Genomic DNA, 11,909 nt, shown 5'->3' with positions numbered 1-11,909 from the left:
TCACAGCATCACCTCGGCGGTGCGGTAACCCGCGCCGACCACCGTCTCGATCAGCGGTGGATCACCGAGCTTCCTGCGCAGCGTCATCACGGTGACCCGGACGATGGTGGTGAACGGGTCCGTGTTGGCGTCCCAGACCCGTTCCAGCAGCTCCTCGCTGGAGACCACCGCGCCGCGCGCCTTGAGCAGCTCGCTGAGCACCCCGAACTCCTTGTTGGTCAGGTCGACCGGCACGCCGGCCCGGGTGGCGACCCGGCGGGCCGGGTCGAGCACCAGGTCGGCCAGCTCCAGCACCGGGGGCGCGGCCGGGGTGGCCCGCCGGCCCAGCGCCTGCACCCGGGCGACCAGCTCGTCGAAGGCGAACGGCTTGGGCAGGTAGTCGTCGGCGCCGAGCTGCAACCCCTCCACCCGGTCGGCCACCGTGCCACTCGCGGTCAGCATCAGCACCCGGGTGAGCGCGCCGGAGGCGGCCAGGTCGGCGCAGATCTGGTCGCCGTGCACGCCGGGCAGGTCGCGGTCCAGCACGACCACGTCGTACCGGGTGACGAACGCCGCCTCGTGGCCGGCGTCACCGTCGTAGGCCACGTCGACCGCCATCCCCCGCTTGCGCAACCCGCGCGCGATCGCGTCGGCGAGGTTGCGCTCGTCCTCCACCACCAGTACCCGCATCCCGGCCTCCTCGCTGCTGACCACCGACAACCTAGTGCCGGCCGGCAAACCATCGTCCCTCGCCGCCCGCGCCGGCCGGCGTTGCGGACCATCCCGGCGTACGCGATGCTTCCGGCACCGAGCGACGGACGGACCTGTCATGACCATCGCGGCACCACCTGCCCTGCGGGACATCGCCTACCGGGGCTTCCACCTGCCGACGGACCGGACGGCCGGCAGCGACGACGGCCTGCGCGCCACCGAGCGGGGGCTGACTCCGGACGGCGCGGACCAGTCGGTGGCCCGGGGCAGCTGGACGTCACCACCGGTGCGGGTCGGTTTCCCGGTCGCCGAGGTGGTGCCGTCCTGGACCGCCGACACCCCGGACGGCTGCTGGATCGAGGTCGAGCTGCGCGGCTGGCACGGCGACGCACCCAGCACCGGTTGGTACCTGCTGGCCCGCTGGGCGGCCGACGACCACGCGGTGCGGCGCACCTCGGTGCCCGGGCAGCGGGACGGCGACGCTCGGGTCGACACCGACACGCTGATGGTGGCCGGGGCGGCGGTCACCGGTTGGCAGGCCCGGGTGACCCTGTTCCGGCCGCCGGGCAGCCCGGCCGGCCCGGTGCTGCGCAGCATCGGCGCGGTCGCCACCGGCCAGATGCCGACCGACCCGGCCGGCGGGCCGGGAGGTGCGGCGGACGGACCGCCCGCCGCCGGTCCGGCCGCGGAGCCGCCGACCGGTGCCCGTCCGGTCCCGGAGCTGCCGACCGGCGCCGGCCGCGGGAGGGTGCTGGACGTGCCCCGCTACTCGCAGCGGCTGCACACGGGCCAGCACCCGCAGTGGGGTGGCGGCGGCGACTCCTGGTGCAGCCCGACCTGCACCTCGATGGTGCTCGCCTACTGGGGCGTCGAGCCCGCGCCGGAGCGCTACGCCTGGGTGGAGCCGCCCGGCCCGCGCCCGGTGGTGGTGCACGCCGCCCGGCACTGCTACGACCACGGGTACGCCGGGGCCGGCAACTGGCCGTTCAACACCGCGTACGCGGGCCTGCACGGGGTGGACGCGTTCGTCACCCGGCTGCGGTCGCTGGCCGAGGCGGAGGCGTTCATCGCCGCCGGCATCCCGTTGATCGTCTCCGCCGCGTTTCGAGCCGACGAGGTGCCGGGGCTGGCGTACGACACCAGAGGCCACCTGATGGTGCTGGTCGGCTTCACCGCCGACGGTGACCCGGTGCTCAACGACCCGTACGCGCCGGACGACGACGCGGTACGCCGTACCGTGCCCCGGCAGCGGTTCGAGGTGGCCTGGCAGCGGGGCAGCGGTGGGGTGGCGTACGTGCTGCGGCCGGCGTCGGTGCCGCTGCCCCCGCCGCCCGCCCAGGCCAACTGGTGATCAGTCGGGCAACTGCCACAGCCCGTACGAGCCGTCGACCCGGCGACACAGCAGCCGACCCGGGCTAGCCTGGCACTCCCCGTTCGCGTCCGACAGCACGTCCAGCGTCCGCACCGTGCCGGCACGGACATTGAGCTCGGCGACGAGCAGCCCGCCACCGGGATGCCGGCGTAGCCCGATCATCGGACCCCCGGGATCGGACCCGGCCAGCTCCCAACGGCCCAGTTCGGCCAGCACGCGACCGGTCGGCGGATCGAGCACGACCAGTTGCTCCGCCCCGGGGCCGGCGCTGCTCAACGTGGTGGCCATCAGCCGACCGTCGACTGGCCAGACCCACCCCCAACGCGCGCTGCTCCAGAGCTCCCGGCCGGTCGCGGGGTCGACCGCCCGCAGCCCGTTGGAACGGGTCTGCAGACACAGGACGGGGCCGCAGTCCGACACGAAATCGATCCGGCCGGCTGTGCTGCTCCAGCGCCGGTCCAGCCGGTACAGCCCGTACGCGGTGACCGCAACCGGTGCCTCGCCGATGATGAGAAGCAGGTCGTTCACCACCTGCACGGAACCGAACGGCCCGCCGCCGGGTGGGCGCAGGTCGGCGCGGGCCAGCACCGCACCGGTGGTCGCGTCACGTACCTCGACCGGCCCGTCCACCTGGTTGACGACCACCCGCTCCACCCCGCGCCCGGTACCGCCGTAGATGGTGTAGTCGGAGGTGGTGGGTAGCTGCCAGCGCACGGTGCCACAGCATGGATCAACCGCGCGCAGGCTGACCGACTCGTTCTCGCCGCCGGACTGGAACAGCAGGTTCCCGTCGGCCAGCTCGACGGGGCTGCCCGGCTGCTGCCACCGGTACGCCCCGGTCGCCCGGTCCAGCACCACGGTCAGCGTGCCCTGGCGGTCCGGGCCGATCTCGTGCCCGGTGACCAGCAGCATCCCGGCCGCCGACGCGACTCCCCAGTACCGGCCCTCCGTAGGCAACGGCACCTTCCAGACCGGCTCACCGCCGGGCAGCCGGAAGGCGGCCAGCCGCCGCTGCGGCGTCTGGGGGGTGACCGGGTCGATGACCAGGAACAGGTCCCCCAGGTCCACCACATCGGCCCCGAGCATGGCCGGCAGCGTCACGACAGCCCGCCGGGGCGGCGGCGCGGCGGCGGAGCCGAGGGCGACCAGCACGAAGAGCAGGACCAGCGCGCAGCGCAGCGGCCGGCCGTTCGCGCGGGGTGGGCGGGGCAGCGTGGCGGGCTCCGGCTCGTGCCGCAGCTCACCGAGGTCGATGAACGGGCCGGTCATCGTCGCAACCGCCACAGCGCGGTCCGGCCGTCGAGGCGGCGGCAGAGCAGGATCGGCGGGGCTGCCTGACAGCCGCCCACCACGCCGGGCAGCACGTCCAGGATCCGCGGCCGGCCGGCGGCCAGGTCCAGCTCGGCGACGACCAGCCGGCCGCCGGCACCGGGCCGCATCCCGATCAGTGGACCGTCGCGCCGCAGCACCGGAGCCAGGTCCCACCGGCCAAGATCGGTCCGCACCCGCCCGGTCGCCGCATCCCGCACCGCGTACCGCTGGTCGGGCCCGAGCACCAGCAACCGGTCGTGCCGGACGTCGGCCAGCGTGTCGTGGTCCGGATTCGACCAGCGCAGCATGCCGGTGGCCGGGTCGAGGACCTGCATCCCACCGGTCTGCTGAACCAGGCAGAGCAGGTCATCGCAGTCGACCGCATAGGCCACCAGCGGCACCTCGGCCGTCCACAGAGGATCCAACCCCGGCAGGCCGTAGGCGACCACCTGGGTGCTGCCGGGCGAGACGAGTAGCAACACGTCGCCCACGACCTCCACCCGCTGAGCCGCCGACCGGTCGCCGGGCAGTGTGTCGACGCTGCGCACCAGCCGGCCGGTGCCGGCATCGTGCACCTGCACCTCGCCGGTCGGCTGGACGAGCACGAACTCGTCGACCCCGCCCGTGCCCCGGTGATAGCCGGGCTCCCCGGGCGGCGGAACGGGCACCGACCAGCCCGCCCGGCCGGTGTCGGGCGCCACCCGGCGCACCGAGCCCGGACCGTCCGCCAGGCCGCTCATCAGCAACAGACCGCCGTCGGTCGTCCACTCGGCGACACCCTGGAGTTGCCAGCGCTGCTGCCCCGTGGCGGCGTCGAGGGCGGTGGTCTGAACAACTCCGACCGCGGCGCTGACACCGATCAGCAGCACCAGCCCCCGCTCGGCCCGGACGTCGAGGTAGTCGGCGACGCCGGCGAGCGGTGCCTGCCACCGGCGCCGTACGGCGTCGCCCGTCGGCGACGGCAGGGCGTACGCGGTCAGGTACCGGTCGCCGGTGGGTGTCGCGGGGTCGACGACGAAGACGCCGTCCTCGGCTAGGTACGACTGGGCGTCCGACGAGGCCGGTACCACGGTCACCGTCCGCTGCGGCGCCGGTGTCGCACCGGCCAGCACGACCAGCGCCAGCAGCAGCACCGCCGCGCAGCGCAGCGGGCGGCCGGCGACGCGCGGCCGACGGGTCGGCGGCACCGACGCCTGCTCGTCCCGGACCTCGCCCAGCTCGATGATCGACGACAACGACCGTCCTTCCGTCCCGCGTCCCCCGGCCAGCAGGCCGACGGGCCAGCAGGCCGGCAAACCGACCGTTGGGCGTACCGGCCCGGCAAAAGCGACGCATCCTCGCCTGTACGATGGCGCGTCGTGGCCGTGCCGGTGGTAGACCCTTCGCTGAATTCCCTGACCGACGCCGACCCGGCCGAGGTCGAGCCGACACGACGGTCTCGACGCCGCCCCGCCCGCGCCGACCTGTTGGCCCTCGGAGCCTATGTGGTGCTGGGCGTGTTCGTCTGCCTCAACTACTGGGGGGACGTGCAGTCCCGGGTGTCCTCGCACCTGCCCACCGACCACAGCTGGTTCGAGTGGCTGTTCGCGCACGGCGCGTACTCGCTGCGGCACCTGGAGAACCCGCTGTTCACGGCGCGGCAGAACGCCCCGGACGGCGTGAACATGATGGCCAACACCTCGCTGCTCGGGGTGACCCTGCCGCTGGCCCCGCTGACCATGCTGCTCGGCCCGCAGGTGATGTACGCGCTCTACCTGGGCGGGGCGTTGGCGGCCACCGCCGGCACCGGGTACTGGGTGCTCTCCCGACACCTGGTGCGCTCCCGGGCGGCGGCCTTCGTCGGTGGCGCCTTCCTCGGCTTCGCGCCGGGGATCATCCACCACGCCAACGGCCAGCCCAATTTCGTGTCCAACTTTCTGCTGCCGCTGATCGTGCTGCGGGTGCTGCGGCTGGGCGAGCCGGGCCGGTGGCGGCGCAACGGGCTGGTGCTCGGGGCGCTGGTGGCGTACCAGATCTTCATCAACGAGGAGATGCTGCTGCTCACCGCGCTGGCCTGCCTGGTCGTCGTGCTGGCGTACATCGTGCAGAGGCCGGCCGCGGCGCGCGCCGCGGCGGGGCCGTTCCTGGCCGGGCTGGGCGTCGCCGGCGGGCTGGCGCTGCTGCTCGCCGCGTACCCGATCTGGTTCCAGTTCAACGGGCCGCAGTCCTACCGCGGCCTGCAGGGCGGCGTCTTCCACAACTGGGGCGAGGACCTGGTCGCTTTCGTCACCTTCGCCCGGGACACCTGGGCCGGTGACCCGGCGGTGGAGCAGACGATCGGGCTGACCGAGCAGAACACCTGGTTCGGCTGGCCGCTGGTGCTGCTCTCGGTGGTGGCCCTGGTGCTGCTCGTGCGCCGGTCGCTGGCCGCCCGGATCGTCGCGGTGCTGATCGTGGTCTTCACCGTGGCCTCGATCGGGCCACGGGTGCGCTTCGACGGCGTGGAGACCGGGGTGCGCGGCCCGTGGTCGTACGTGCCGGACGACCTGCCGCTGGTCGAGATGATGATGCCGACCCGGCTGACCCTGGTGGTGACCGCCGCGGTGGGCGTGCTGCTCGCGCTGACCTGGGACGCGGCGTCCCGCCAGGGCCGCCCGGTGGCCGACCGGGTCCGGGTGCCGGCCCCCCGTGCCGGTGAGCCGACCCCGGCGACGCCCGGCGACGCGCCCGCGCCGGTCGCGTCGCGCCGGCGGTGGTTGCGCCCGGTGGGGTACGCGGCGGTCGCCCTCGCCCTGCTGCCGCTCCTCCCCCGGCCGCTGCCGGCCCAGCCGGTGGACCCGCCGCCGCACTTCATCACCGCCGGCGGCTGGCGGCCGTACGTGCCGGCGGGACGGACGCTGGTGCCGGTGCCGATCCCGAGCAACGTGCACGGTCTGCCGACGCTGCGCTGGAGCGCGCTGACCGGGCAGGAGTTCCCCGTCCCGGGCGGCTACTTCATCGGCCCGAACGAGGTGGGCGAGGGAGTCTTCGGCGCACCGAACCGGCCGACCAGCAGCCTCATCTACTCCACGATGGACGCGGGCGCGGTCCCCACGCTCACCGACGAGAATCGCCGCCAGGCCGTGGAGGACCTGCGGTTCTGGCGGGCGTCGGTGGTGGTGCTCGGGGCGCATCCGCGCGAGGCGGTGCTGCGCGAGCTGGTCACCGCCCTGATCGGGCCGCCGCAGCGAGTCGACGACGTCTGGGTCTGGGACGTCCGCACGCTGGTGGGCTAGTCGGCCGCTGTGCCACCGGCCGGCTGGTCAGCCGACGCGGTCCCGGACGTCCCACACCCATCCGCCGTCGACGGGCCGGCCCGGCCCGAGCAGTTCCTCGACGGTCCGGCGGACGGGATCGCCGTGCGCCAGTCGGCCGAGCACCACCAGCGCGGCCCGCCAGTGCCGCAGATCCTCGACCGCCTGGCGTCGGTCGGTGTCGGTGAGCACCGGCACCGCGCCGGTCTCGGCCACCCGGCGCAGCAGCGCGGCGGTGGGCCGGTCCGGGGCGCCCCAGCGCGCCGTCGGGTCGTCCGGGCCGGTCGGGCCGATGAAGTACCCGCCGGGCGCGCGGAACGCCAGCCCGGTGCGGGCGGACCAGAGCATCACCGGGCTCAACGCGGCACCGGTGACCGGGGGAACCGCGACCACGGTCCGGCCGGGCGGCACCAGCGGGCGCCATCCGCCGTCGGCGACGAACTCCGGCACCGGCGCGACGGGAACGGCCCGGATCGGCGTCGGGACCAGGGGCAGCAGTGCGGCGGCCACCGCGCCGGTCCACAGCAGCCGCACCGGCAGCCCGGGTGCGGCCGGCGGCCGACGTGCCGCCCGGACCCGGTCCAGGGAGAGCGCCATCAGCACGCCCAGCACCGGCACGCAGACCAGCGCGAACCGCGCCGGGACCGCGAGGTCGAGCAACGGCAGCCCGGCGACCAGCCGGTACGGCCCGGGGATGCCGGTGGCCGTGCCGTCCACCCGCAGCTCGGTGCCGAGCGAGAGCAGGGCGAAGACCAGCCCGCAGCCGGCCAGCGCGCGGACCAGCGGCCGTCGCCACAACCAGATCACCACCACCACGGCGAGCACCAGCAGCCCCGGACCGAAGAATGAGTTCTCCTCGGTCGGGTTCGGCGAGAGCAGCCCCGGCAGCCAGTCGTCGCCGAGCACGGTCTGCCGGGCCGACGCGGTGAACGACGCGGCGTCCAGTTGGAAGCCGTGCGCGGCGAAGGCCATCCCGGAGTAGTGCTGCGGGCCGTGGAACTGGAACCACATCGGGTACGCCAGCAGCACCGCCGCCACGACGGCAGCCACCGCGAGCCGGCCGAGCAGGGCCGGCGCGAGCCTCCGGGCCGCCGCCCGGTCGGCGAGCGCGTAGCCCAGCGCGAACACCCCGGCGGCGAGCGCCAGAAAGACCAGCACCTCCTCGCCGATGAAGACCTGCCAGACGAGCAGCAGCCCGAGGCCGACGCCGGGCCGCCACACCCCGCCGGGCCCCGGCCCGGGCCGGAACACCAGGGCGAGGATCGCGGGCACCAGGAACTGGGCGGCCATGTGCAGGTGCGCGCCCGCCTGGGCGATCATGCCGGGGGCGAAGCCGCAGATCAGCCCGCCGACCGCCGCCGCGGACCGGGCGGTGACCAGCCGGCGGCGCAGCAGCGCGTACCAGGCCGTGGCGGTGCCGGCGAGGCAGCAGACGACCGCCACGCAGAACGCCGCCTGCGAGCCGAAGAGCAGGGTGAACGGGGCCAGCGGGACACCCAGGCCGAGGACCGAGGTGTTCGCCATCAGGTTCACGCCGTCCGGCGCGTTCAACGCGGTGCTGAAGAGCGGGTTCTCCCCCTCCACCACGGAGCGGGCCGCGTGGGCCAGCATCCACTCGAACAGGACCTGGTCGCCCGCCTGATGGAAGAGCCGCCCGGAGTGACGCCACTGCCCGCTGGTCAGCAGCACGGCCAGCCCCAGGTAACCGGCCACCACCAGGACGTCCGGCAGCCAGGCGGGCCGGGACCGGCGTGCCCGCGCCGGGGCCGCCGTCGCCGGGTCTGCCGTCGCCGAGGACGCCGTCCCGGTGGTCATCAGACCGATCGGTCGGTCAGCGTCCGGACGTCCCACACCCAGACGTCCAGCTCCTGATGGCCGGGGCCGACCAGCTCCTCGACGGTCCGCCGCAGCGGTTCGGCGTTGTGCTGCCGGACCGGCAGCACCATGATCGCCGCCCGCCAGTGCCGCAGCTCGTCCATGAAGCGGCGGCGCTGCCGGTCGTCCAGCTTGGGCGTCCGGCCGGTGGTCGCCACCTCCTCCAGCAGCTGACCCACCCCGCTCGGTCGACCGCCGAACCGGCCCGGGTCACCGGTGTTGCCGTTGCGGGGCGCGAGGAAGTAGCCGCCGGGGATCTTGAAGTCGAGGTTGGTGGCCGCCGCCCAGCGCATGCCGTGGGTGTTGCCCATGCTGGGCACCGGAACCGGCACCAGCGTCTGGTCCGGGCCGACGTACGCCCGCCAGCGGTCGGCGGTGATGAACTCCGGCACCGGCGGCCGGGACACCATCCGCAGCGGCATCGGGGCGATCGGCAGCAGCGCGAACGCCAGGCCGGCGACGACGAACTTCCGCACGGTGCGCCGGTCGGCCCGGCGCAGCGCCCAGGCCCGTTCGACGGCGACCGCCATCAGCAGTCCGATCACCACGCTGGTGATCAGACCGAACCGGGTCGGCACCACCGCATCCAGCAGCGGCAGGTGGACCAACCACTGCCAGGGCCCGGTGACCAGCTCGCGGTCCCACCAGGAGATCCGCTCGCCGAGGGAGAGCACGGCGAAGAACCCACCGGTCGCCGCGAGCGCCCGGACGATCAGGTCACGCCGCAGCCAGACCACGACGCCGACGGCGAGCAACGACAGGCTCCAGCCGAAGAAGGCGTTCTCCTCGGAGTAGTTCGGCGCCAGGTTGATGTTGGCCCGCTGGTTGCCGCCGAGGGTGGGCGAGCCGGGAGCGAAGAAGGCGGCGATGTCGTTGCCGTAGTCCTGCACCGCGTCGCTGAGACCGTGGTACGCCATGGGCCCGGCGAACTGCACGTACAGCGGGTACGCCAGCAGCGCCCCGGCCAGCAGCGCGCAGGTCGCCAGGCCGGCGGCCAGCGGTCGCCACGTCGCCGACCAGCGGGCCGGCTCCTGGACGAGCACCGCGAGCAGGAAGACCCCGCAGGCCATCGCGGTGAAGAGCAGGATCTCCTCGTTGACGAACGCCTGCGCGGTGACCAGCAACGCCAGCAGCGCCCCGTCGCGCACCGGCCGGTGGGACCGGGTGAGCACCAGGACCCGCCAGACGATGAACGGCAGCAGGAACTGGCTGATGATGTTCGGGTGCCAGCTGGCGTGCGAGAGCATCGCCGGGGAGAACCCGCAGAACCAGCCACCGACGGCCGCGGCGAGCGGCGTGCGAACCAGGTGCCGGGAGAGCACGGTGTACCAGGCCATGGCGGTGCCGGCGAGACCGAGCGTGACCAGCACCACGAAGGACACCGCCGGCCCGAAGAGCAGGGTCACCGGCACCATCGGGATGCCCAGCGCCAGCACCGCCGTGTTGGCCATCAGGTTGACGCCGTCGGGGTAGTTGAACTGCTCGGTGTAGAACGGGTACTCGCCGTGCAGCACCACGCGTACCGAGTGGGCGAGGAAGAACTGCACCTGGGCCGGGTCGCCGGTGTAGAGCGAAGCCACCCGGCCGGCGGGGTCCAGCCAGATCCGGCTGGTCACCCAGACCGCGGCGAGCAGGAACAGCCCGCCCACGGCCAGGTTCTGTCGCCGCCGGGTCCACCCGGTCCACCAACGTCGCCGTGTCCTGGCCGGCGCCTCCACTGCGGATTCCGCTTCCTCGTCCGTCCCGGCCTCGGCGGGCGCGGCCGTCGGTGCGACCGGCCCGGCGAACGCGGACTCGGCGAGGCCGGGAGCCCTGGCGGGCGCGACGGGAGCGGCGGAGCCGACGGAAACGCCGGCCGGATCGACCGGAACGGCCCTCGGAGTGCGATGGCTCACTGTCTCGTCGAGGCCCGCCTCCGCCTCCCGGTGCGGCGCGGACAGGGCGCGGGACTCGGCAGGCGTCACAGTCGGCGGAGTCTACCCGAGCGACGAAAAGGTACTAAAGTCCCGGTGCCGTCCAATGTGGTGGATGAATCGACGGCCACCGGAGGTGTTGCGTCGGACATCTCGTACTATGGCGCTTTCCCACAGCGACGACGAGGCGATCGGGGGCGGATCAGGTGACTCCGGACCGCCGGCACGGCAGGGCGCTCACCGTCCTGCTGACCGTCCTGCTGGCCGCTACGGCGTGCGGTCCGGTCGCGGACCGCAAGCCAACGGACCTGCGGGCCGGGTACGACAGCCTGGACGGCTCGCTGACGGTGTGGCCACCCCGGGGCGACCTGTCCGGCGACGCCACCGCGACGGCAGCGGTCACCGACGCGGTACGCGACTGGCGGTCACCGGCCGACGACCGGGCGCACCTGCCCTCGTCCGGGATTCTCTTCTCCGGCCGCGTCGACGGCACCCCGGTGGCGCTGGTCGCCGCGGACGTGCCCGGCGAGAGCGCCTCCTGGCTGCTACAACTCACCCGCGACGGTGACCGGTACGCGGTCACCCGCGCCACCGAGTACACCGACCCCGGTTACCTGGTCTACTCCGACGTGCTGCCGGTCCAGACCGCCGACGGCCGGCGCTACCTGGTCTCCGCCCGGGTGCAGCGGCTGCTCGGGCCGCACGGCCGGGCGCTGACCGTCGCCGACGGCCTCAGCGCGCCGGTCGACGTGCCGGCCTGCACCGCGGTCCCGGTGACCGCGACCCTGCGGGCCACCGAGTCGCTGCCCCGGGGGCGGGCCGCCGACCGGCTGCTCGACCTGGGCACCGGCACCGCCGACCCGCGTTATCCGCTGGTACGCGACGAGTCCGGCACGGGCCGGCGGGCGCTCACCGGCCTGGACACCTGCATGCTGGCCGGCGACCGGGGCCCCTTCGGCAGCATCCCGCGCCGGATCGGCGACCGGGACGCGCCGCGGTCGGTGCCGACGTCCTGGCCGATGGCGAAGCTCACGGTCCGCTCGCTCGGCGAGGTCGCCCTCGGCGGCGGCGAGCCGGCCGAGTTGCAGCAGCTCAGTTGGGCCACCGACGCCGGCACGATGACCGCGGTGGTCTACCGACCGGCGGACGGGAGCGCCCCGGTGGTCTCACCGGCCGACCGCGCCACCCCGTTGCAGTCGTACCAGCTGCCGGTGCCCGGCCAGCCGCTGGTGGTGCTCAGCTGGCGGGCCACCCGGGACAGCTCGCTCTCCGTCCCGCCGGGCACCCCGCTGCTGGTCGAGCGCCCCGGCCTGGTGGTCATCCCCGAGCCCTCCCGCAGCCAGACCTTCAGCCTGGCCAACACCGACAAGACCCACTACCGCTCCGTAACCCCCCGCTAACCCGCACCGTCGTCCCGCGGCGCACGGAAAACGACGACGGGCGGTCCCGGAGGGGACCGCCCGTCGTCGTTTTCCG

General features: G+C 74.4%; 8 protein-coding genes. 3 read left to right on the top strand and 5 right to left on the bottom strand.

Annotated features, from left to right (window positions below; genetic code table 11):
- Complete coding sequence (locus tag KBX63_RS02610; RefSeq protein ID WP_210907671.1) at window positions 1-669, bottom strand: response regulator transcription factor; 669 nt, start codon at window positions 667-669, stop codon at window positions 1-3.
- A 139-nt stretch (window positions 670-808) separates the two neighbouring features.
- On the opposite strand from KBX63_RS02610, the gene KBX63_RS02605 reads away from it, so the two are divergent.
- Entirely contained in the window at window positions 809-2,041 is a 1,233-nt protein-coding gene (locus tag KBX63_RS02605; protein WP_210907508.1) for a peptidase C39 family protein, read from the top strand.
- Here KBX63_RS02605 and KBX63_RS02600 read toward each other — a convergent pair whose 3' ends face one another.
- Window positions 2,042-3,331 carry a PQQ-binding-like beta-propeller repeat protein gene (locus tag KBX63_RS02600; RefSeq protein ID WP_210907506.1) on the bottom strand — a complete coding sequence of 430 codons (1,290 nt, stop codon included), beginning with the start codon at window positions 3,329-3,331 and terminating at the stop codon, window positions 2,042-2,044.
- Complete coding sequence (locus tag KBX63_RS02595) at window positions 3,328-4,608, bottom strand: PQQ-binding-like beta-propeller repeat protein (RefSeq protein ID WP_210907504.1); 1,281 nt, start codon at window positions 4,606-4,608, stop codon at window positions 3,328-3,330. The genes KBX63_RS02600 and KBX63_RS02595 overlap by 4 nt, the downstream gene beginning before the upstream one ends.
- A 129-nt stretch (window positions 4,609-4,737) precedes the next feature.
- Between KBX63_RS02595 and KBX63_RS02590 the strand changes: the two genes are divergently transcribed.
- The gene (locus KBX63_RS02590; protein WP_374102178.1) at window positions 4,738-6,627 is read left to right on the top strand and encodes a hypothetical protein; all 1,890 of its coding nucleotides are present in this window, start codon (window positions 4,738-4,740) and stop codon (window positions 6,625-6,627) included.
- A 27-nt stretch (window positions 6,628-6,654) separates the two neighbouring features.
- Here KBX63_RS02590 and KBX63_RS02585 read toward each other — a convergent pair whose 3' ends face one another.
- A complete protein-coding gene (locus KBX63_RS02585; RefSeq protein WP_210907502.1) occupies window positions 6,655-8,460 on the bottom strand; it encodes a hypothetical protein in 1,806 nt (601 codons plus the stop codon).
- Window positions 8,460-10,238, bottom strand: a complete 1,779-nt coding sequence (locus KBX63_RS02580; RefSeq protein ID WP_210907667.1) for a hypothetical protein — start codon at window positions 10,236-10,238, stop codon at window positions 8,460-8,462. Before KBX63_RS02580 ends, KBX63_RS02585 begins: the two co-directional genes overlap by 1 nt.
- Window positions 10,239-10,639: 401 nt before the next feature.
- On the opposite strand from KBX63_RS02580, the gene KBX63_RS02575 reads away from it, so the two are divergent.
- Entirely contained in the window at window positions 10,640-11,833 is a 1,194-nt protein-coding gene (locus KBX63_RS02575) for a hypothetical protein (RefSeq protein ID WP_210907494.1), read from the top strand.
- The last annotated feature ends 76 nt before the right edge of the window (window positions 11,834-11,909 follow it).

This window comes from Micromonospora sp. U21 (assembly GCF_018070045.1).
Lineage (GTDB): Bacteria > Actinomycetota > Actinomycetes > Mycobacteriales > Micromonosporaceae > Micromonospora.
The sequence above is the reverse complement of the archived record's forward strand: the minus strand, read 5'-3'. Positions and strand labels throughout refer to the sequence as shown.